Here is a 22,212-nt window from a genome sequence, read left to right on the forward strand (position 1 = left end):
CCCCATGCGCAAGCGCATTGCCCTGTCAGTCCTGGCCGTCGCGATCGGCACCGCGGTAGCCCTTGCGGGTAATGGTACGGCCGCGAATGCCTCAGCGTCTCCCCTCTCGAGCGCACTCTCCGAGTCCTCTTGCTGCTGAGCGACGACCACCGTCCTGGTCGCCGTCCACGAGATGATCGAGGACGTCGTCCGGAATGAACGCCCAGGCGGCACACCGCTCAGGGAAGGCGCCGCACTCGCCTCGCCCGCCGCGGTGCGCGCACGCTCGTCCGCGCCGGTGGGGGGCCTTCGGGTCCCGGCACCTGCTGGTCGCGCGTCGTTCGCCTGAGTCGCTGATCAAGGGCCCACGTGACCCACTACACATCAGACACGGCCGGTTGACAAGCTACCGACCGCATCTACATTCCAGCTACACGCTCGCGTGGGCCCTCCCCTCTCCAGGGATCGCGATTAAGCTCCCTACGTGCATCCCGCCGATCCCCGACCTCCTTCAACGTCCGGCCTGGTCATCGGCCTCCTGGGCCCGGTGGTGGGAACGCGCGACGGCAAAGCGCTCGATCTCGGCCCGCCACTCCAACAGGCCGTCGCCGCGATGCTGGCGACGTGGCCGGGCAGGGTGGTGACCCTACCTCAGCTCATCGCCGGTCTTTGGGGTGAGACCGCTCCTAACAGCTCCCAGCAGAGCGTCTACACCTACATCGCCGGGCTGCGCCGCGCCTTCGAGCCCGGACGCGGCAGGCGGCAACCGCCCCGTACGGTGACCAAGGCCCCCGGCGGCTACCTCTTACGGCTCGACCCGCTCGCGATCGACGCGCACCTCTTCTCCGCCCGGCTGGAGTCGGCGTCGAAGGCACGTACGGCCGGCGACCTCTCCGCCGCGTTGCGCGCCCTCGACGAGGCGCTCGCCTTGTGGCGTGGCCCGGCGCTCAGCGGTGTCCCCGGGCCGTTCGCGGAGGGTGAGCGGGCCCGGCTCGACGAGCTCCACCTGACCGCCGTCGAGGCCAGGGCCGAGGTGCTGACCTTGCTCGGCCGCCCCGAGGACGCCCTCGCCCCGCTGCGCGAGCTGGCCCGCCGCCATCCGCTGCGCGAACGCCCCCACGAGCTGCTCATGCTCGCCCTGCACGCGTGCGGGCGGCAGGCCGAAGCGCTGCGGGCCTTCGAGGAGGCACGGCGCGTGCTGGCCGAGGAGCTGGGCGCCGACCCCGGCGACGGCCTGCGCCACGCCCACCGGCTCGTCCTGTCCGCCTCAGGCGACGACCCGCCCGCCGCCCCTGCCCGGCGCGAACCCGCTTCCGTCCGTTCCCGGGGCGAAGGCGGGCGATCGCCCTCCCACCGCGCCCCGGGCGAGGCCGGCGTACAGCCGCCCTCCCACCGCGCCCCGGGCGAGGCCGGCGTACAGCCGCCCTCCCACCGCACCCCGGGCGAGGCCGACATGCAGCCGCCCTCCGGCCGCGCGGACCGTGCGGGCGGCGGGGTGGAGCCCGCCGGAAGGCACGTGCCGCGGCAGCTTCCCCGGGACCCGGCGGCGTTCGTCGGGCGGGCGCGGGAGATCGTCCGGCTGAAGTCCCTGCTCGACCCGTGGGGCGGGGAGCCGCCGCACCCGTTCGTGGTCATCTGCGGCCCGCCGGGCGTCGGCAAGTCCACTCTGGCCGTACACGTCGCCCACGCCGTGCGCGACCGGTTCCCCGACGGCCGGCTGTACGTCAATCTGCGCGGCGGCACGCCGAACGTGCCCAGACCGTCCGCGTACGAGGTGCTCTGCCGGCTGCTGCGCGGCCTCGGCACGCCCGGCGCGGCCATTCCGGCCGACGAGGACGAGGCCGCCGCCCTGCTGCGGAGCACGCTCCACGGCCGGCGGCTGCTCGTGCTCCTCGACGACGCCGCGGATCACGCGCAGGTGAGGCCGTTCGCCGCGCTGCCGCCCGGCACGGCGGTGCTGGTCACGAGCAGGGAGTCGCTGGCGGCAGGCGACGGCTGCGCTCAGGTGCGCCTGGGGCCGATGTCCGACGCCGAGGCCACCGCCATGCTGGCCAAGTACGCGGGCGCCGACCGGGTGTCCGCCGACCTGAAGCAGACCGGGCGGCTGGTCCGCCTGTGCGACGGGTTCCCGCTCGCGCTGCGCATCGCGGGGGCACGGCTGGCCGACCGCCCCGACTGGAGCGTTGCGGCGCTGACGGAGCGGCTCAGCGACGAGCGGCGGCGGCTGCGCGAACTGGAGGCGGGTGACCTGGCCGTACGGTCGAGCCTGGCGGCGAGCTGGAGCGCGCTCAGCGGCAGCACCCGCGAGACCGATGCGGCGGCGGCACGGCTGCTGGCCCTGCTCGGCCTGCTGCACGTGCCCGACGTCACGGTGGAGGCGGCCGCGGCGCTGTCCGGCGATCCGGAGCCCGAAGTGGAGCGGGCGCTGGAGCGTCTGTGCGACGCCCACCTCCTGGAGGCCGGGGAGCCCGGCCGCTACCACCCGCACGACCTGGTCCGGCTGTTCGCCGCCGAGCTGCCGCCCCCGGGCGGGCGGACCGCGCCGCTGCTGCGGGTGCTCGGTTTCTACGCCGAGTCGGCCAGGGCAGCCGCGCGCACCAGCGACCCGCACCGGGTCCACTGCCTGTATCCGCCGATCGACGCGACGGGCCGCACGTTCTGCGACGCGGCGGAGGCGGACGACTGGCTCGGCAGAGAGGAGGCGACGCTGCTGGCCGCCGCGTACCAGGCCATGGCGGACCCCGACGACGGCGTGGCGCGGGCGGGGGCGGCGATCGGCCTGGCCCTGTGGTGGTACCAGCAGAAGAACTACCGCGTGACCGACCTGGTGGCGACGGGCGAGCGGCTGGTCGCGACCGGCGAGCGCCTGCGTGACGAGGTCATCGAGATGCATGGGTACGCGCACATGGCGACCGGGCGCTACTTCCTGAACGATATCGCCTGCTTGGCGCACAACGAGCGGCACCTCGCGCTCGCCAGGCGGCTCGGCGACCGCTTCGAGGAGCAGCGGGCGCACGGCAACCTGGCCGCCACGCTGCTGCGCTGGGAGCGCTTCGAGGAGTCGCTGGACCATGCGCTAGGGCAGCGCGCGATCGCCCGCGAGATCGGCTCGGACGTCGGCGAGCGCTACGCGCTGCTGGCGGCGGCACGGGCGTACGTGGAGCTCGGCCGCGTCGAGGAGGCCGTGGGCGTGCTGGACGAGGGCGCGGCGATGGCCGAGCGGGCGGGCGACGTGCACAGCGCCACGGAGTTCGCGGTGTGGCGCGGCCGGGTCATGATCGCACTGGGCCGGTGCGAGGCGGCTCTCGGCCTGCTCACCGGGGTACTGGAGCGGGGCCGGATCCTGTCCAGGACGACCGAGATGGGCTGCCTGGTGTATCTGGCGCGGGCCCACCGCATGCTGGGGCAGATCGACGAGGCCGTGCGGCGCGGCGTCGAGGCGGTCGCGATGGCCGAGCGGGCCGGGAGCACGTACTGGCTCGAAGAGGCGAAGGCCGAGCGGGCGCTTGCCATCGCGGCGCGCGCGGCCATGACGACCCGATGAGCGGCCATGGCGAGCCGATGAACGGCGAGGCGGCGCGTCACGGCGGTGGGGCGGTGTCCCTCAGGGCGAGGAAGAAGTCGACGCGGTCGGCCATCGTGGACAGGTCGCGGCCGGTCAGCTCCTCGATCCTGCGCACGCGGTAGCGCACGGTGTTGACGTGCACGTGGAGCTGCTCGGCGCAGGAGTGCCAGGAGCCGGCCCGGTCGAGGAAGACGCCGAGCGTGCGCACCAGGTCGGACTGGTGCCTGCGGTCGTAGTCGAGCAGCGGCGACAGCAGCCGCCGGGAGAACGAGCGGCGCACGTCGGATGGCACGGTGGCGAGCAGCAGCGCGTGGGTGTAGATCTCGTCGCTGGTGACGACGCCGCCGTCGCGGTCCTCGGCCAGGCGGCGGGCGTGCCCGGCCTCCTCGACGCCGCCCTTGACGGCGGCGGCTCCGGTGAGCGCGCCGCTGAGCCCGACGCACAGGCGGGTGTCGGGCAGCGCGGCCAGCACCTCGGCGCCCGCGCGCAGCCGGGCGGCCAGCTCGCCGGCGCCGCCGTCGCGCAGCGGCACGACGGCCACCGCGCCGTCGGCGCCCGCGGCGGCCACGACCTCGCGGCCGAGCAGGTTCTCCACGATCCGGCCTCCGAGGGTGGCGGGGTCGGGGCCGCGGGTGGCGCCGGGCCTGACGGCGACGGCGTTGACCACCGCGTACGGCTCGTCCGCGCCGATCCCGCAGGTGCGCAGCCTGGCGTTGAGCTCGGCGGGGTCGGCCCCGGCCAGCGCGGCGACGATGAGCTGCTCGGCGAGGCGGCGTTCGACGCGGCGGCCCTCCTCGACGCGGCCGCGTTCGAGTCCCACGCAGGCGGCCAGCTCGTAGCCGACGTCGGCCCGGTCGAGCAGGTCTCCGTCGCAGGCCAGCGCCCAGCCGGCGGCCCGGTGCCCGCGCCCGACGGCGAAGATCGTGTGGCCTCCGGCGACCACGGGCAGGCTGGGCGCGGTCAGGTACGCCTTGGCCAGCCCCACCGGGTCGTCGGCCGCGCCCACCAGGATCTCGCCCGACGGCGTCAGGACGGCGCCGGTGACGCCCAGCTCGGCGGCGGTCAGCTCGAACAGCTCGGCCAGCCCGGCGCCCTCGGCGAGCGCCGCGACGAGCCTGCGGTGGCGGCCGAGCGCGTCGCGCGCGTCGCCGGCCAGCCGCGAGGCGACCAGCTCGGCGAGCGTGCGGAAGGAGACTTCGGTCGGCACCTCGACGAGCGGCAGCCCGGCCCGCTCGCAGGCGGAGACCAGGTCGCCGGGCACGCGGCCGAGCAGCGCCTGACCGGCGCCGAGCGCGGCGACGCCCGACTCGGCCAGCGCCGCCACGAACCTGTCGGAGTCGCCGGGCGCGTGCCACCACGTCAGCCCGGTCAGCACCAGCTCGCCTCCGGCCAGGTAGCGGCCGGGCTCGGGCAGGTCGGTGATGTGCACGCCGGCGAACTCGCGGGCGGGGTCGCCGGTGAGCAGGGTCAGGCGCAGGTCCTCGATGGCCAGCAGGTCGGAGAGGCGCACCTGTAGGAATGTACAAGGCGGGCAGGACAACCGCTGACCGACATTTCACGTCAGGCGCATAGGACGGACCGGGCGGCCGGTGCTCTACTCGGAAGATGACGCGAACGGCTGACGAGACGGCTGCCGCGATCCTGCACGGGATCGGCGAGAGCGCGCGGCGGCCCGACGCCACGCTGAAGGTGACCGGCGAGTTCGCCTACGCCTCCGACCTGTGGCTGGAGGGCATGGTGTGGGGCGCGACGCTGCGCAGCCCGCACCCGTCGGCGTGGATCCGCTCCATCGACGTGGGCCCGGCGCTGCGGATCCCCGGCGTACGTGCGGTGCTGACGCACGAGGACGTGCCCGGCGAGAAGTACTTCGGCCTTGAGCACAAGGACCAGCCGGTGCTGGCCATCGACGAGGTGCGCTACCAGGGCGAGCCGGTGGCGCTGGTGGCGGCCGACCATCCGGAGACGGCGCGCAGGGCCGCGGCGGCGATCGAGGTCGTCTACGAGCCCCGCCCCGCGGTGACCGATCCGCGTGAGTCGCAGCGGTTCGTCCGCTACCAGCCGGTACGCCGCGGCGACACCTTCGAGGCGGAGGTCGTGGTCCGCGGCGAGTACGAGGTCGGCATGCAGGACCAGGCGTTCCTGGGCCCGGAGGCGGGTCTCGCGGTGCCGGCCGAGGACGGCGGCGTCGACCTCTACATCGCCACCCAGTGGCTGCACGTGGACCGCGACCAGCTCGCGCCCTGCCTGGGCCTGCCGCCGGAGAAGGTGCGGCTGACGCTGGCGGGCGTCGGCGGCGCGTTCGGTGCGCGCGAGGACCTGTCGATGCAGATCCACGCGTGCCTGCTGGCCTTGCGGCTGAACCGCCCGGTCAAGATCTCCTACGGCCGCGAGGAGTCGTTCTTCGGTCACGTGCACCGCCATCCGGCACGGATGCGCTACGAGCACGGCGCCACCCGCGACGGCCGCCTCGTCTACGTCAAGGCGGACATCCTGCTGGACGGCGGGGCGTACTGCTCCTCGTCGCGGGCGGTGGTGGGCAACGCGGCGTCGCTGGGCGTGGGGCCGTACGAGGTGCCGAACGTGCACATCGACGCCACCGGCGTCTACACCAACAACCCGCCGTGCGGCGCGATGCGCGGGTTCGGGGCGGTGCAGGCGTGCTACGCCTACGAGTCGCAGATGGACCGGCTGGCGGAGGCGTGCGGGCTGTCGCCGGTCGAGATCCGGGTGCGCAACGCGGTCTCGCAGGGCTCGCGGCTGGCGACCGGGCAGGTGATCGACTCGCCGGCGCCGCTCGCCGACATGCTGAAGCGGCTGGCGTCGATGCCGCTGCCGCCCGAGCGTACGGACACCGATCTGCGCTCGCTGCCCGGCGGCGTCTCGCAGACCACGCACGGCGAGTCCGTGCGGCGCGGCGTCGGCTACGGCGTCGGCATCAAGAACATCTGCTTTTCTGAGGGCTTCGACGACTACTCGACCGCGCGGGTGCGGGCCGAGCTGGTCGGCGGGGAGCCGCACGTCACCGTGCACACGGCGGCGGCCGAGGTGGGTCAGGGCCTGGTGACCGTGCAGGCGCAGATCGCGCGGACCGAGCTCGGCATCCCGAACGTCACCGTGGCCACGGCCGACACCTCGGTCGGGTCGGCGGGCTCGTCGTCGGCGTCGCGGCAGTCGTACGTGACGGGCGGCGCGGTCAGGGCCGCCTGCCAGGCGGTGCGCGAGCGGTTCAAGGGGCTGCCCGCCAAGGAGGCGCTCGAACGGTTCGGCCCGATCGAGGAGACGCGCGAGTACCGGCACCGGCCGACGTACCCGATGGACCCGGTGACCGGGCAGGGCGACTCGCACACGCAGCTCGCGCTGTGCGTGCACCGCGCGGTCGTGGACGTGGACGTCGAGCTGGGCCTGGTCAAGGTGGTCGAGCTGGCGGCGGTGCAGGACGTCGGGCGGATACTGAACCCGCAGGCGCTTGAGGGCCAGATCCACGGCGGCTCGGCGCAGGGCCTCGGGCTGGCGCTGATGGAGGAGATCCAGGTGCGCGACGGGCGGGTGCTGAACCCGTCGTTCACCGACTATCTCATCCCCACCATCCTCGACATGCCGCCCATGAAGCTGGAGATCCTGGAATATCCGGACCCGGCGGCCCCCTATGGCCTGCGCGGCGCCGGCGAGCCGCCCACGCTCTCTTCAACGCCCGCCATCGCCGCCGCGGTCAGAGCGGCCACGGGACGTCGGTTGACTCGCGTTCCCGTCAGGCCGGAGGATATCGCCTTGTCCGAATGACGGCTCGACAAGGGGGCATCTCATGGCAAGCGCGCGCGAGGCGGCCGAGGCCGAGTTCCGGCGCTTCGACACCGACGGCGACGGCCTGCTGACCGCCGACGAGATCAGGAAGGCCAACGAGGCGCTGGGCGGGCAGGGGGTCACCGAGAGCGAGATCGAGGCGTTCATCGCCTCCGCCGACACCGACGGCGACGGCTCCATCAAGCTGGAGGAGTTCGTGGCGCTGGTCGGCCACGGCCGCCACGAGAAGGCGTGATCTCCCCCGCCGCTGGGTAGGCAACCGGGCACTCCCCCGTGATCGCGAGGGGACACGAGGGGAGTCGTGCCGGTGCTCGACAGGTTCTTCGAGCTGACCGGGCGGGGGAGCACCGTCGGCCGCGAGGTGCGTGGTGGGCTCACCACGTTCATGGCGATGGCCTACATCATCCTGCTCAACCCGATCATCCTGGCCGGCGCGACGGACGTCACCGGCGCCCGGCTGTCCATCGCGCAGCTCACCACCGCCACCGCCCTGGCCGCCGCGATCTCCACGCTGCTCATGGCGTTCGTCGGCAACGCGCCGTTCGGCCTGGCGGCCGGGCTCGGCCTGAACGCCGTGGTCGCCTATCAGGCCGCGCCGCGCATGACCTGGCCCGAGGCCATGGGCCTGGTGGTGCTCGAAGGCGTCGTCATCATCGTGCTGGCCGTCACCGGGCTGCGCACACTGATCATGAACGCGATCCCGCTGGCGCTCAAGCACGCGATCAGCGTGGGGATCGGGTTGTTCATCGCGCTCATCGGGCTCGTGGACGCGGGCTTCGTCGCGCGCGGCTCGGGCACGCCGGTGCAGCTCGGCGCGACGGGCCACCTCACCGGCTGGCCGGTCGCGGTCTTCAGCTTCGGCCTGCTGCTGATGATCCTGCTGTACGTCCGCAGGGTCCCTGCCGCCATCCTCATCAGCATCGCCATCACCGCGCTGCTCGCCATCGTCGTCAACGAGACGGCCACGGTCGAGGAGGGCACGTGGGGCGTGGTCACCCCGCGCCTGCCCGAGTCGCTGGTCGCCGCGCCGGACTTCGGGCTGGTCGGGCAGTTCGACCTGTTCGGCGGGTTCGCCAGGGCGGGGGCGCTGACGGCCACGGTCGTGCTGTTCACGCTGGTGCTGTCGGGGTTCTTCGACGCGATGGGCACGATCATCGGCGTCAGCGACGAGGCCGGCATGGTGGACGACGAGGGCCGGGTGCCCAGGCTGGGCCGCATCCTCACCGTGGACGGCGTGGCCGGCGTGGTGGGCGGCGCGGTCAGCTCCTCGGCCAACACCGTCTTCGTGGAGTCGGCGGCCGGTGTCGGCGAGGGGGCGCGTACCGGTCTGGCCAGCGTGGTGACGGGCGCGCTGATGGCGCTGACGCTGCTGTTCACGCCGCTCGCCGGGGTGGTGCCCGCCGCCGCGGCGGCGCCCGCGCTGGTGCTGGTGGGCGCGCTGATGATGACGCAGAGCAGGAACGTGCCCTGGGACGATCTCGACGTGGCCGTGCCGGCGTTCCTCACCATCGCGCTGATGCCGTTCACGTACTCGATCACCAACGGCGTGGGCGCCGGGGTGATCGTCTACACGCTGATCAAGGCGGTCAAGGGCCGGTTCTCGGAGATCCCGGTGCTGCTGTGGATCGTCTCGCTGGTGTTCTTCGCCTACTTCGCCATCGAAGGGCTGCAGGAGCTGTTCGCCTAGCGGATGTCGGCGCTGTTGCAGGCCACGCCGTTGTTGTCGACGTCGTCGTACCAGGCGTACTCCTCGTGGCGGCCCCTGTGGTACGGGCCGTCAGCCGGCCGCCACGGCCTCCTTGCAGCTCGCGAAGCGCTTGTCGGGGACGCGGCCGCCGACGCCCGTCTGCGTGCCCGTCGTGCCCGTCTGCTGGGCGCCTGGCTGGGTCTGCCCCACGCCCGGCTGCGTCTGACCCACGCCCGGCTGCGTCTGACCCACGCCCGGCTGCGTCTGACCCGTCTGCCCCGTCTGACCTGTTTGCCCCGTTTGGCCCGTGCCGGGGGGCGACTGCACGGCCCCCGGCTGGGTCGGCTGGTCCTGCCCCGGCGTCTGCCCGGTGCCCGGCTGGGTCTGGCCGGGGGACGGCTGCCCGGTGGGGGTGCCGCCCTGCGCGTCGCCCAGCATGCGCGCCGCCAGCGCCTCGGCGTCCTCCTTGGTGAAGCCGGCGATGCTGACGCTGTCGCCCTCCATGGGCTGGGTGACGATGGGCGCGGCCAGCACGATCTTGGGCTGGTCGGCCTGCTCGGGCGCCAGCACGATCGCCACCTGCCGCTGGTCGAGCGCCATCTCGTCGATCAGATCCGTCAGCCGCTCCTTGTACGCCGGGGCGACCGCGATGCGGACCGAGTAGGAGCCGTCACGCTCGCGCAGCGGCTCGATGCGCTGCACCGACGGCACGGTGACCCCGTCTTCGAGCAGATAGCAGGTGCTCTGCTGCTCGTCGAGCACGGCCGGGTCGCCGGGGCAGGGCGCCTGCTTGGTCTCCGTGACCGGCGCGAAGTGGATCGGCACCGCGAGGTGGCGCGGCGGCGTGCCCCCTAACAGGGGCGTGTCAGGATTGCGGGTCATCAGGACGGCGACCGTGCCCAGCACGCCCGCGATGATCACGACGAGGACCAGCGAGACGATCAGCACGATGGTGGTGAATCTGCTGGCCTTAGGCTCCCCCGGATCCGCGATCTGCGGCTCTTCCGGCTTGTCCATCGATGACGTTCCCATCCTGACGGCCCATGTCGACGGTCGGGCTGCCGGTGAGCCTATCGAGATGAGGCCGCAGCGAGGTAATCAAGCGGAAGTTCCATGCTTGACCCGGAAATGGGAAGAAGAGTAGGGGCAGGATCGCACATTTCGGCGAAAGAGTTACGCCATGAAGGTCGCAGTGCCGCGAGAGGTCAAGAACAGCGAATACCGAGTGGCGCTGACCCCGGCGGGGGTGCACGAGCTCGTCCGCCATGGGCACCAGGTACTGGTGGAGCGCTACGCGGGGGTCGGATCGGCCATCCCCGACGAGCAGTACGCCGCGGCGGGCGCCGTCCTGGTGCCCGAGCCCGACGAGCTGTGGGGCGAGGCCGACCTGGTGATGAAGGTCAAGGAGCCGGAGCCTGAGGAGTACCACCGGCTGCGCAAGGGCCAGGTGCTCTTCACGTACCTGCATCTGGCCGCATCGCGCGGCTGCACGAAGGCCCTGCTGGAGTCGGGCTGCACGGCGATCGCGTACGAGACCGTGCAGACGCCCGACGGCGCGCTGCCGCTGCTCGCGCCCATGTCCGAGGTGGCGGGACGGCTGGCCGCGCAGGTCGGCGCCTACCACCTGATGCGCTCGGCGGGCGGCAGGGGCGTGCTGATGGGCGGCGTGCCCGGCGTGCACGCGGCGAACGTCGTGGTCATCGGCGCCGGGGTGTCCGGCATGAACGCCGCCGCCGTCGCCCTCGGCATGCAGGCCGAGGTGCTGCTGCTCGACAAGAACATCGACAAGCTGCGCCAGGCCGACCTCATCTACCAGGGCCACTGCCAGACCGTGGCGTCCAACACGCTGGAGATCGAGCGTGCCGTGCTGGAGGCGGATCTCGTCATCGGCGCGGTGCTCGTGCCCGGCGCGAAGGCGCCGAAGCTGGTGAGCAACGACCTGGTCTCCCGGATGAAGCCCGGCTCCGTGCTGGTGGACGTCTCGATCGACCAGGGCGGCTGCTTCGAGGACTCCCGGCCGACCACGCACGAGGAGCCCGTCTACCGGGTGCACGACTCGATCTTCTACTGCGTGGCCAACATGCCGGGGGCCGTGCCGCACACCTCGACGTTCGCGCTGACGAACGTCACGCTCCCGTACGCGCTGGCCATCGCCGACCTGGGCTGGCAGCAGGCCCTGCGCGCGGACCCCGCGCTCGCGCTCGGCCTGAACACGCACGAGGGCCGCCTCACCAGCGAACCGGTCGCGCAGGCGCACGGGCTGGAGTGGACGGCCCTCGAGGAAGTGCTCGGCTGAACCCTGTGCCGGTGCCGGCCTACTGCTTCGACTCGCTCGGCGACGGCTGCAGGTTCTCCATCGGCGCCTGCTGATCGCCGGTGGGCTCGGGCGGCAGCGGAGCCTGGTCGGCGGTCGTGGTGATCGCGTCGGGTCCGCCGCAGGTCGCGCCCGGCTCAGGCGTGTCGGGGCCGTTCTGGTAGCGCTTGATGAACGCCCCCAGCTTCGGGTCCTCCGGATCGGTCAGCTTGAGCTGGTGCCCCCACGAGGACACCACGATCGGCGAGGGCAGACCCGGGTACGGGCTCATCAGCAGGTAGTCCTGCTGGCCCACCGAGGTCGCCGCCTCCCTGAGCTTCTCGACCTTGTCCTTCGGCAGCTCCGGCTGGTAGGTGATCCAGACCGCGCCGTGCTCGAGCGAGTGGACCGCGTGCTCGTTGTGGATCGGCTTGTCGTAGATGTCACACTGCTGCCAGTAGTTGTTGTGCTCGCCGCCCATCGGCGGCGTCTCCTTGTAGTCGACCGCCGTCCACACGTGCTGGCCCGCGTCGTACTTGGTGCTGACCACGGCGTCGAGTGAGGTCTCCTGCGCCCGCTTGACGAGGTAGAAGCCGACCACGCCGACGAGCACCACGATGATGAGCCCGCCAGTGCCCCACATGAGGAGCGCCGCGCGACGCTCCTTGCGCCGCTGCTCGGCCCGCATCTTCTGCAGATGCTCGCGCCGCGCCTGCGCCTTCTCCTTCGTCATCGTTCCTCCATCGGCGTACCAACCTCGGGTCACCCTATGCCCTCCGGGCGTATGTGGAGAATAAGGCCTGCATAAGCATGCGATCACGGCTTCGCACCGGGGTGGGTACGCTGGACGGGCCATGGAAAAGCCCGTGAGGAAACCGTTCCTGATCATCTGCGGCGTGCTGGTGCTCGCCGCGGCCGCGTTCCTGCTGTTCGGCCGTGCCGGCACCCCGGGCGACACCTCGCCCGAGGCCGGGTTCGCCCGTGACATGGCCGCGCATCACGCGCAGGCCGTCGACATGGCGTTCACGATCAGGGACAAGGGCCCCGCCAAAGAGATCTCCAGTCTGGCCTTCGACATCATCAACACCCAGGCCAACCAGCGGGGCATGTTCCTCGGCTGGCTGCAGCAGTGGGGGCTGAGCCAGGCCACCGACCAGCGGCCCATGGCCTGGATGAGCGGCCACGGCCACAGCGCCGCCGCCTCTCCCGGCGTCCAGGGCCAGATGCCCGGCATGGCCACGCCGGAGGAGCTGACCAAGCTCAAGCAGGCAGAGGGGCGCGACGCCGAGGTGCTGTTCCTGCAGCTCATGATCCGCCACCACGAGGGCGGCGTGCAGATGGCCGAGGGGCTGCGGCAGCTGTCCACGCGCACCGAGGTCGTCGGCATGGCCCAGAAGATCATCGACGGGCAGTCCGCGGAGATCAAGCTGATGACCGATCTGCTCGCCAAGCGGGGCGCCGAGCCCCTCCCGTCGATACTCAAGCCCGAATAGGCCGCTGAGCCGATGAGCGCCGACGCGGTCGTCGTGGGATCGGGGCCCAACGGGCTGGTGGCCGCCGTCCTGCTGGCCCGCGCCGGGCTGCGGGTGACGCTGCTGGAGGCCGCCGACCGGTTCGGCGGCGGGCTGGGCTCGGCCGAGCTGACGCTGCCGGGGCGCGTCCACGACGTGGGGGCGACCGTGATGGCGATGGCGCTGGCCTCGCCGGCGTTCCGCGCGCTGGGGCTCAAAGGGGTCGAGTTCGCGCATCCCCCGGTGCCCGCCGCCCATCCCCTCGACGACCGGCCCGCCGTGCTGGTGCATCGCGACGTGCGGCGTACGGCGCGGGGGCTCGGGCGTGACGGTCCTGCCTGGCTGGCGAGCGCGGGCATGGTGGCGCGCGGCGGGCTTCCGCTGGCCGAGCTGCTGCTGAAGCCTCTGGGGCCGTGGCGGATCGCCCCGCCGCTGGGGCGCGGCTCGGGACGGGCGGCACCGGCCGATGAGGCCGCATCCGGGGCGGCGCCGATCGACGAGGCCGCATTCGGGGCCGCGCCGATCGACGGGGCCGCATGCGGAGCGGGAGCGCCATCCGGGGACGCCTTGGCGGTGGGGGCGTTGCCGGTGTCGGCGTTCGTGCGGGCGGCCGCGTTCGGGGCGATGGCGGCGCTGCCGGCGACGACGTTCGCGCGTACGGCGTTCCGCACGGTGGAGGCGCGCGCGCTGCTGGCGGGGATGGCCGCGCACTCGCTGCTCGACCTGCGCTCCCCGCTCACGGCCGGCTACGGGCTCATGCTGGCGTCGCTGGCCCATCTGGTGGGCTGGCCGCTGGTGCGCGGCGGCTCGCAGGTGCTGGCCGACGCCCTGGTGTCCGAGCTGCGCGCGCTCGGCGGCGAGGCGGTGACCGGCCACCGCGTACGCCGGCTGGCCGAGCTGCGCGCGCCCGTCGTCGTGCTCGACGTGACGCCCCGGCAGTTCCTCGCCATGGCCGGCGACCTCCTGCCCGCTCGCTACCGGCGGCGGCTCGCCCGCTACCGGCACGGGCCCGGCGTGTTCAAGATGGACTGGGCGCTCGACGAGCCGGTGCCGTGGCGCGATCCCGCCGTCGCGGGCGCGGGCACGGTGCACCTCGGCGGCACGCTGGAGGAGATCGCGCTGAGCGAGGCCGAGACGGCCGCCGGGCGGCACTCGCCCCGCCCGTACGTGCTGCTCGTCCAGCCGTACGCGGCCGACCCGGCGCGCGGCGGCCACACGCTGTGGGCCTACTGCCACGTTCCCAACGGCTCCGCGATGGACATGAGCGACGCCATCGAGACGCAGATCGAGCGTTACGCGCCGGGCTTTCGCGACCGGGTGCTGGCCCGCCACGCGATGGGCCCGGCCGAACTGGAGGCGGCCGACGCCAATCTGGTGGGCGGCGACATCGCGGGCGGGCTGGCGAGCCTCGGGCAGTTCGTACGGCGGCCGGTCTGGTCGCCCGCGCCGTGGCGGACGCCGCTGCCCGGGGTGTTCCTCTGCTCGTCGGCGACGCCGCCCGGGCCCGGGGTGCACGGGATGGGCGGCTGGCAGGCCGCCCGCCTCGCCCTGCGCCGCCGCTGACCGGCACGGGCCGGCGGCGGCACGGACCGCACGCCGAGGCGGCGGCACCAGCGGTCACGCCGAGGCGGCGGCCTCTTCGGCGAGGGCGGCGGCGAAGGCGTCCACGTCCTCCTCCGTGGTGTCGAACGCGCACATCCAGCGCACCTCGCCGGTGGACTCGTTCCAGGTGTAGAAGCGGAAGCGCTTGCGCAGCCGGTCGGCGACGTCGGCGGGCAGCACCGCGAAGACCGCGTTGGCCTCGACGGGCCTGCTCAGCCGCACGCCCGGGATGCCCTCGACGGCCGCGGCCAGCCGCCGCGCCATGGCGTTGGCGTGGCGGGCGTTGCGCAGCCACAGGTCGCCGGAGAGCAGCGCCTCGAACTGCACCGACACGAACCGCATCTTCGACGACAGCTGCATGTACGTCTTGCGCAGGTAGTCGACGCCGCGGGCCGCGTCGGGGTTGAGCACGACGACCGCCTCGCCGTACAGCAGGCCGATCTTCGTGCCGCCGAAGGAGAGCACGTCCACGCCGACGTCGGTGGTCAGCGCCCGCAGCGGCACGTCGAGCGCGGCGGCGGCGTTGGCCAGGCGCGAGCCGTCGAGGTGGACGGTCAGGCCGAGGCCGTGGGCGTGGGCGCAGATCTCGGCGAGTTCGCCGGGCGTGTAGACGGTGCCGAGCTCGGTGACGTTGGAGACGGAGACCACCTTCGGCTGGGCGCGGTGCACGTCGCCGAAGCCCCACGCCTGCCGGTCGATCAGCTCGGGGGTGAGCTTGCCGTCGGGTGTGGGCACGGTCAGCAGTTTGATGCCCGCCGCCACCTCGGGCGCGCCGCCCTCGTCGGTGTTGATGTGGGCGGTCTCGGGGCAGATGACCGCCTCCCAGGGGGCGGTCATGGCGCGCAGGGAGACGACGTTGGCCGCGGTGCCGTTGAACACCGGCCATGCCTGCGCCGTCTCGCCGAAGTGCTGGCGGAAGACCTCCCGCGTCGCCTCGGTGTAGACATCGTCGCCATAGGCGACCTGGTGGCCGCCGTTGGCGGTGGCGATGGCCTGGAGGATCTCGGGGTGCACCCCTGCGTAGTTGTCGCTGCCGAACGCCTTCAGCAGGGGGTCGTGCCGGGGATTCAAGAGGTGAGGTCCAATCGCGTGCCGTTGATCTCTTCGGCCGGGCGGTCGTAGAGGCCGCCGATGGCCGCTGCCAGGTCGTCGACGTCGGTGAACCCCGCGAACTTCGCCTCCGGCTTGGCCGCCCGCATGGCGTCGTTGACCAGCGCCTTGACCACCAGGATGACGGCCGCGCCGCCGGTTCCCCTGAGCGCGTCGGCGAGGGAGAGCGTCCACGCCTCCGCCGCCGCCTTGGCGGCCGCGTACGCGGCGCCGCCCGCGGCGGGCGCCTGCGCGGCCTGGGCCGAGACGATCACGAACCGGCCGTTGTCGCTGCGCCGCAGCAGCGGCTCGAACGCCAGCGACACGTGCTGGAGCGTGCGGATGATGCGGTCGTGCAGGAAGTCCCAGTCGTCGAGGTTCGTCTCCGCGAACGAGGGCGCGCCGCGCCAGCCGCCCACCAGGTGGACGACGCCGTCGACGCGGCCGTGCTCGCGCTCGACGCGGGCGGCCAGCTCGTGCACGGCGGCGCGGTCGAGCAGGTCGGTGTCCTTCCTGCCGACCTCGATGACGGTGTGCCCGCCCTTACGGAAATATGCCGACACCGCCGCGCCGGTGGGGCCTCCTGCCCCGGTCACCACGATGATCATGCGCGGAGTCCCTTTGTCGATTCGACCACGTCCGCCAGCTTACGGCGCAGCGCCTCGTAGAACATGCTGAGGGGGAACTCGTCGGGCAGCACCGCGTCCACCTTGGCCTTCTGCTCCTCGGGCAGCGCCTCGACACCCTTGGCCCACACGGACGCGGGGTGCGGCGGCACGTACGCGCTGACCAGCTCGTACGCCGCCAGCCAGTGCGCCAGCTTGGACCGGTCGATGCTGTCGCGGTAGAGCTTCTCCACCTCGCCGCGCAGGTCGGCGACGCCGATCGCGACCCGTTCCCAGTCGATCGAGAGCCGGTTGTCGGTCCAGCGCACGATGTCGTTGCGGTGCAGGTAGGCGAAGAGCAGCTGGCCGCCGAGCCCGTCGTAGTTGCGCACCCGCTCCCCCGTGATCGGGAAGCGGAACAGCCGGTCGAACAGGATCGCGATCTGGACGTAGCGGGCGTGCGGCACCCCGCGCTCCTCCAGCCTGACCGCCTCGCCGAACGCGGTGAGGTCGCAGCGCAGCTCCTCCAGCGAGTACAGCCAGTACGGCATCCGCTGCTTGATCATGAACGGGTCGAACGGCAGGTCGCCGTGGCTGTGGGTGCGGTCGTGGACGAGGTCCCACAGCACGTACGTGTCCTGGGCGAGCCGCTGCGAGGCGAGCAGCCGCTCGGCGTCCGGCGGCAGGTCCAGCCGCAGCGTCTCGGCGGCGGCCCCGGCGACCCTGCGGAACCTCGCGGCCTCGCGGTCGGCGAAGATGCCGCCCCAGGTGAAGCGGGCCGGGGTGGTGCGCACGGCGACCGTCTCGGGGAACAGCACGGCCGAGTGGGTGTCGTAGCCGGAGGTGAAGTCCTCGAACGCGATCGGCACGAACATCGGGTTGTCGTAGCCGCCCGCCTCCAGCTCGGCCAGCCAGCCGGGCCAGATCGTGCGGACCCAGACGGCCTCCAGGTTCCTGTTGGGGTTGCCGTTCTGGGTGTACATGGGGAAGACCACGACGTGCTCCAGCCCGTCCTCGCGCTGGGTGTCGGGGTGGAACAGGTCGAGCGAGTCGAGAAAGTCGGGCACGCCGAGCCCCTGGGCGGCCCACTTGCCCAGGTCCGCCCGGACGGCCTCCAGGTAGGCGGCGTCGTGCGGGAAGTGCGGGGCGATCTCGGCCACCCGTTCCGCGATCGTCGCGACCAGCTCGGCGGCGCGCTCCTTGTGCTCGTCCGGCACCGAGCCGTCCTTGACCTGCAGCGGGCGCAGCTCCTCCACGGCCTCCTTCAGGCGGGCGAAGCGGGCGGCCTTGATCTCATCGCGCGGCGCCCGGTCCGTCTCGTCGTCGGGTACGCGGGCGGTCCAGGTGATCACGTTGCCCCAGAGCCTGCGGTGGTCGTGGTCCTCGATCGAGTCGTCGCCGAACAGGTCGGAGTCGGCGAACACCACCACCCGGCCCTTGCCGTGCCGCAGCGCGACGGCCAGCGGGGCGTTCGCCGGCGCCGCCGCGGCCGAGGTGCGGAACAGGACCTCGGCGCCCTCGCCCGCGGCCAGCACGCCCGAGCGGTAGAAGCAGGCCGTACGCACGCCGGCCAGCAGCCCGGACTCCGTGGAGCGTTCCCCCAGCACCCAGGTGGCCACTCCGCGGTAGGAGTGGCCGGGGTCGCGCACGGTGGTGTGCTCGACGCGGACGCCGAAGCGGGCCAGCAGGTCGGCGAGGTTGTTGCCGTACTTGTCCTGCTCCTCCTCGGCCAGCACCACCAGGCCGCCGCCGTCGCGTACGTAGGACTCGATCGCGTCCAGCTCGGCCGGGGTGAAGACGGGGCTGCCCTGTCCGGTCGTGCGCTCCCAGCGCGCGTCCGAGGGGTGGGCGATGACCAGGACGTCCTGGGCTGCGAGCGTCTCCGCGTCGAGCGGGCCGCCCGTGTGAGCGTCGACCGTGTGCCCCAGGTGCCGCAGCAGCCCGGCCGCGCGGGCGTAGCTGGTGTCGTCGGGGTGGGCCGGGTTGACGGTCTCGGCCAGCTCGCGGCGGATGGTCCACGACTCGCTGTGCGCCTCGTCGAACAGCACCCGAGGGAACGATCGCATGAAATTTCTCCTGTTTCTACCGCCTTATGCAGGAAAATATACACACCCTTCCTGCATGCCCCGCCAATCCCTCCCGAATACCGAGACAGTCTTGGGCCGGCTCGAGGCGCCGGCACCACGCGGGACCGGTGCCCGGGCCAGGCGCCGCCGCGCCAGTCGGCACCTGGCCCGGACGCGACAGCGAGCGAGGCGACACCCGACCCGGACGCTACGCCGAGCGAGGCGACACCCGACCCGGGTGCGAAGGCGCGCGAGGCGACACCCGGCCCGGACGCTACGCCGAGCGAGGCGACACCCGACCCGGGTGCGACGGCGCGCGGAAACCCCGCCCGGCGCTTGGCGCCGCGGCACGCCCACGGGTGATGGCTCAGGAGCGCGCGACGGCCGCCTCAGTGTGCAGCGGCATCGGCATGGCGAGCGGTGCGTTGCGCACCTGCGGAGTGGGCAGCGCCGCACGTCGCCGCCGCCGCGCTCCGTCCGCCGCCCGTCCGGCGGCGCAGTCGGGCCAGGCAGCGCGTCGCAGGGCGGACGCCGCAGCGCGGCCGCCGCCGGGCTGGGGCCCGCGCCCTGGCCGCCGCGCACAGCCTGCGGGCCGGACCCCGCCACACAGCCCCGCAAGCGGGGCCGCGCCTGGACGCGGCGCTCAAGCGACCGCCCCCTAATCAGCACACCAAGCACCCCGGCCCCACGCTGAGCACCCCGGCCCCACGCTGAGCACCCCAGCGGCACGCTGAGCACCCCAGCGGCACGCTGAGCATCCCGGCGGGCGGCCGGTGGCGGTTCAGCGCCGTGGGTCCGCTGGGTGTGGCCGGTCGTCGCCGGGCGCCCGATGGCGTCGGCGTGTTCGTGCGGGCGGGTCAGGGGATGTGGACGCTCTGGCGGATGCGGGCTTGGGTGGCGTCGTCGCAGGTGGTGCGGGGGCAGAAGTACATGACGAGCATGGTCTTGGGTTCGCGGTCGATCACGTAGCTGACGAAGCCCAGCCGGGTGCCGGTGGCGGGGTCGTGGAGTGAGCCGTCGAAGCGGGCTGCGGGGCTGTTGCCGGCCTGGTCGAGTACGGGCTTGCCGAGGTCGACGCGGCCGGGCAGCAGGGCCTCCATCTTGGGCTTCATCATCTCCGATGTCCCACCGGCGTCGAGGGTGTCGGAGACCTGGACGTACACGCCGGTCAGGCTCTCCGGGTCGTCTTCGAAGATCTCGGCGATGCGCGACCAGTCGGCGCCGGGGCCGGCCACGAAGAGCTGCTCCATTTCCTGTGCGTGCGGGGAGACGATGGCGAAGAGGTCCTGGTGGGTGCGCACGGTCCAGTCGCCCGGGTACTCGAACGTGAGCGGGGCGGCGGCGCTGGTCTTGTAGCGGGTCCAGGTCTCGGCGCGGTTGTTGACGATGACGACCGCTACGAGGGCGAGCGCGGCTAAGGCGGCGATCAGGGTCGTGATCACGACCGGCAGGCGGCCCGGCCGTTTCTGCCCTGTGGTGGTGGCGGCGGTGTGTGCACCAGGTCCCGTTCCCGGCCCGGTGCCGGGGTCCGTGCCGGTCCGGGGTGGCGTGGCGGAGCCCGGAGCGGGGGCGGCCAGGTGTGGTACGGCGTGCGGGCCCGAGTGCGGGCTGGGGCTCGGCCTGGGGATGAGGTTCGGGCCAGAGCCCGGCGCACGGTGCTGCCCGCCGTACAGCTCGCCCGGCACCCCGTACGGGTCGTACGGCGGGCCGCTGATCGCATCCCGCAGCGCGGCCACGAATTCGGTGCACGTGGCGAACCGCTGGTCCGGCGACTTGGCCAGAGCACGGCTCATCACGGCGTCCACCGCGGGCGGCAGCTCCGGCCTGATCTGCGACAGCGGCACGGGCTGCTCGGCCAGGTGGGCCCACAGCAGCGCGATGTCGTTCTCGCGCTGGAACGGCAGCCGCCCCGACAGGGCCTCGTAGACCACGCAGGCCAGCGCGTACTGGTCGCTGCGGCCGTCGATGTGCTCCTTGTTGATCTGCTCGGGCGACATGTACCGGGGCGTGCCGATGAACTGGTCGGTCTGGGTGAGCCCGGAGATGGACGAGCGGTGCTTGGTGATGCCGAAGTCGGTCAGGTAGACGTGGTCGCCGGCCAGCAGAATGTTGGCCGGTTTGACGTCGCGGTGGATGAGGTCGTGGGCGTGGGCCGCGTCGAGCGCGGCGGCCACCTGGGCGAAGATCTGGTTGGCGGGGCCGAGCGGCAGCGGGCCGCGGTCGTAGATGAGGCGGCGCAGGTCGAGCCCGTCGACGTAGCGCATGGCGATGTAGAGCACGCCGTCGGCGTCGGCGTTGGCCTCGTAGATGGGGATGATGTTGGGGTGCTCGATGCTGGCGACCGTTCTGGACTCCAGGATGAAGCGCTGCCTGAACCTGTCGTCGACGCTGAGCACCGGGTTGAGGATCTTCAGCGCCACGCGGCGGCTCAGCCTGGGGTCGAGCGCCAGGTAGACGACGGCCATGCCGCCTTTGCCGACGATGTCCTCGATGTAGTACCCGGCCACCTCCTGGCCGATGAGCGATCTTTCGTTCACTGGCATCACGTCTCGATGGGGTGGCCGCAGTAGCCGCAGAAGCGGTGCGCCGGCCCGAGTCTCATGCCGCACGACGTGCAGTACTTGATCGCCGGGTTGGGCGCGGTCATCACCTGCTGCTGCTGCGAGGCCACCTGGAACGGCTGGGACCGCCGTACGACCACGGTCTGGTCGGCGGGGTCGTCGAGCGGTGGGCCGGCCGCCAGGGGCTGTGGCGGTTCTGTCACTACTTCGGGAGTACGGCGGCGCCACAGCAGATACGCCCCGCCGCCGGCGGCCAGGAAAAGTATCCCGGCGGCCAGGATGAGCGGCCACAGGGGCGTTGAGCGCTCGTCCTGCCGCGCCGCTGCCTGCCTGGTGCCCTGGTCCTCGGGGCCGCCCCGCTTGGCCAGCGAGTCCTTCAGCAGCTCGGCGGCCACCACGTTGCCCGGATAGAGCTCGAGGACGCGCTGGAAGCCGGGCGCGGCCTCGGTGTAGTACTGCGTGTGGTAGCGGGTGAGCGCGGCCTCGAAGGCCGTGTCGATGGCGCCTCTGCGCGGCACGACCTTGGCCTCGCCCAGGAGGCCGGTGACCTCTCTGATGCCGATCATCCGGCCGTCCTTGCCGCCTCCGACCAGCAGGCCGATGACGTGGCCGTCCTTGTCGCCGATCACGGGCGCGCCGATCATCCCCTTGTCGGCCAGGCCGCCGAGCTTGACCGGCTCGTCCACCTTGTTCTCGGGGTCGGCGAACGGGCGCCCGCCGTCGCCCCCTGAGCCGCCCTTGCCGAGGTGGGCGATCTCGACGGTGTGCTTGACCTTGGCCCCGGGGCGGCCCGTGAAGCCGGCCACGCTGACGGGCGCGCCGACCTGGTCGGGCACCTTGTCGGCGAGCGGCGCGGTCGGCATGCCGACGCCGCCGGACATGGGGGTCACCGGCACCAGCACGGCCGGCGAGTCGGGTTTCGGACCGGCCTTGATGCACGTGACCTTGAAGCCGTCAGTGCTGGCCGGCGAGACGTTGGGGTAGGCGGTGATCTCGGTGGTGACGTCGATGATGCAGGTGGCGGTGTCGCTCTCGGGTTTGTAGCACTGCTGGAGGTGGCGGTCGAGGATGGGGTTCTTGAGGCGGTGCTTCTTGTCGTCGGCGGGGATCTTGACCTTGTGGTGCTCGGCGAAGATCTTGTTGGCGGCGTAGACGGCGACGTCGTCGGGATTGATGGCGAGCCGCCGCAGGGCGACGATCGTGCCGTCGGGGCTGATCACGGTGCCCGTTCCCTCGGCGAAGGGGAAGTCGTAGGAGCGCTCCACATGTCTGAGCTCTCCGACGTGGTCGAGCAGGGTGATCTCCACGTGGGAGACGGCCTCGAGCCGTACGACGGCCGGGGTCACCAGGTCGGTGATCCCGCTGGGGTGCTCGTGCGCCGAGGCCGGTAAGCCGATGAGCACCATGGCCACCGCGATGCCACCGGCAAGGGCTCTGCAGCGCGCCATCTCTC

General features: G+C 72.7%; 15 protein-coding genes. 7 read left to right on the plus strand and 8 right to left on the minus strand.

Features of this window, described 5'->3' with window-relative positions; translation table 11 throughout:
- Positions 1 to 463 precede the first annotated feature (463 nt).
- Positions 464 to 3,523: an AfsR/SARP family transcriptional regulator gene (locus tag WBK31_RS23360; RefSeq protein WP_406673126.1), complete on the plus strand. Its 3,060-nt coding sequence runs from the start codon at positions 464 to 466 to the stop codon at positions 3,521 to 3,523.
- Between the two features lie 37 nt (positions 3,524 to 3,560).
- Here WBK31_RS23360 and WBK31_RS23365 read toward each other — a convergent pair whose 3' ends face one another.
- Positions 3,561 to 5,054 carry a helix-turn-helix domain-containing protein gene (locus WBK31_RS23365; protein ID WP_364055544.1) on the minus strand — a complete coding sequence of 498 codons (1,494 nt, stop codon included), beginning with the start codon at positions 5,052 to 5,054 and terminating at the stop codon, positions 3,561 to 3,563.
- 95 nt (positions 5,055 to 5,149) lie between these two features.
- Here WBK31_RS23365 and WBK31_RS23370 point away from each other — a divergent pair, with 95 nt between their 5' ends.
- The 3 genes from WBK31_RS23370 (at position 5,150) to WBK31_RS23380 (ending at position 9,032) form a co-directional block, all read left to right on the plus strand.
- Positions 5,150 to 7,324: a molybdopterin cofactor-binding domain-containing protein gene (locus WBK31_RS23370; RefSeq protein WP_364055547.1), complete on the plus strand. Its 2,175-nt coding sequence runs from the start codon at positions 5,150 to 5,152 to the stop codon at positions 7,322 to 7,324.
- Between the two features lie 22 nt (positions 7,325 to 7,346).
- Complete coding sequence (locus tag WBK31_RS23375) at positions 7,347 to 7,580, plus strand: EF-hand domain-containing protein (protein WP_364055550.1); 234 nt, start codon at positions 7,347 to 7,349, stop codon at positions 7,578 to 7,580.
- Positions 7,581 to 7,652: 72 nt separating this feature from the next.
- Entirely contained in the window at positions 7,653 to 9,032 is a 1,380-nt protein-coding gene (locus WBK31_RS23380; RefSeq protein ID WP_406673127.1) for an NCS2 family permease, read from the plus strand.
- 90 nt (positions 9,033 to 9,122) lie between these two features.
- On the opposite strand, the gene WBK31_RS23385 is transcribed toward WBK31_RS23380, so the two are convergent.
- A complete protein-coding gene (locus tag WBK31_RS23385; protein ID WP_406673128.1) occupies positions 9,123 to 10,049 on the minus strand; it encodes a hypothetical protein in 927 nt (308 codons plus the stop codon).
- A gap of 163 nt (positions 10,050 to 10,212) precedes the next feature.
- Between WBK31_RS23385 and ald the strand changes: the two genes are divergently transcribed.
- The gene (ald, locus tag WBK31_RS23390) at positions 10,213 to 11,328 is read left to right on the plus strand and encodes an alanine dehydrogenase (protein ID WP_364055559.1); all 1,116 of its coding nucleotides are present in this window, start codon (positions 10,213 to 10,215) and stop codon (positions 11,326 to 11,328) included.
- Positions 11,329 to 11,347: 19 nt separating this feature from the next.
- Here the strand turns inward: ald and WBK31_RS23395 are convergent, their stop codons facing one another.
- Entirely contained in the window at positions 11,348 to 12,058 is a 711-nt protein-coding gene (locus WBK31_RS23395) for a DUF3105 domain-containing protein (RefSeq protein WP_364055562.1), read from the minus strand.
- Between the two features lie 133 nt (positions 12,059 to 12,191).
- On the opposite strand from WBK31_RS23395, the gene WBK31_RS23400 reads away from it, so the two are divergent.
- Both WBK31_RS23400 and WBK31_RS23405 read left to right on the plus strand, forming a co-directional pair.
- A complete protein-coding gene (locus WBK31_RS23400) occupies positions 12,192 to 12,818 on the plus strand; it encodes a DUF305 domain-containing protein (RefSeq protein WP_378787561.1) in 627 nt (208 codons plus the stop codon).
- Positions 12,819 to 12,830: 12 nt separating this feature from the next.
- Positions 12,831 to 14,399 (plus strand): phytoene desaturase family protein, encoded by a 1,569-nt coding sequence (locus WBK31_RS23405; RefSeq protein WP_406673129.1) that lies wholly within the window; start codon positions 12,831 to 12,833, stop codon positions 14,397 to 14,399.
- Positions 14,400 to 14,453: 54 nt separating this feature from the next.
- Here WBK31_RS23405 and WBK31_RS23410 read toward each other — a convergent pair whose 3' ends face one another.
- The 5 genes from WBK31_RS23410 to WBK31_RS23430 all read right to left on the minus strand — a co-directional run bounded on the left by WBK31_RS23410 (position 14,454) and on the right by WBK31_RS23430 (position 22,207).
- Entirely contained in the window at positions 14,454 to 15,509 is a 1,056-nt protein-coding gene (locus WBK31_RS23410) for a low specificity L-threonine aldolase (RefSeq protein WP_364055571.1), read from the minus strand.
- Positions 15,506 to 16,135 carry an SDR family NAD(P)-dependent oxidoreductase gene (locus WBK31_RS23415; RefSeq protein WP_406673130.1) on the minus strand — a complete coding sequence of 210 codons (630 nt, stop codon included), beginning with the start codon at positions 16,133 to 16,135 and terminating at the stop codon, positions 15,506 to 15,508. The genes WBK31_RS23410 and WBK31_RS23415 overlap by 4 nt, the downstream gene beginning before the upstream one ends.
- Complete coding sequence (locus WBK31_RS23420) at positions 16,132 to 18,198, minus strand: DUF6421 family protein (RefSeq protein ID WP_364055577.1); 2,067 nt, start codon at positions 18,196 to 18,198, stop codon at positions 16,132 to 16,134. Before WBK31_RS23420 ends, WBK31_RS23415 begins: the two co-directional genes overlap by 4 nt.
- Before the next feature lie 857 nt (positions 18,199 to 19,055).
- Entirely contained in the window at positions 19,056 to 20,741 is a 1,686-nt protein-coding gene (locus tag WBK31_RS23425) for a serine/threonine protein kinase (RefSeq protein WP_406673131.1), read from the minus strand.
- On the minus strand, positions 20,741 to 22,207 hold the full coding sequence (locus tag WBK31_RS23430; protein ID WP_364055583.1) for a hypothetical protein: 1,467 nt from the start codon (positions 22,205 to 22,207) through the stop codon (positions 20,741 to 20,743). The genes WBK31_RS23425 and WBK31_RS23430 overlap by 1 nt, the downstream gene beginning before the upstream one ends.
- Positions 22,208 to 22,212 lie beyond the last annotated feature (5 nt).

The organism is Nonomuraea sp. N2-4H (genome assembly GCF_045291505.1).
Taxonomy (GTDB): domain Bacteria; phylum Actinomycetota; class Actinomycetes; order Streptosporangiales; family Streptosporangiaceae; genus Nonomuraea; species Nonomuraea fastidiosa.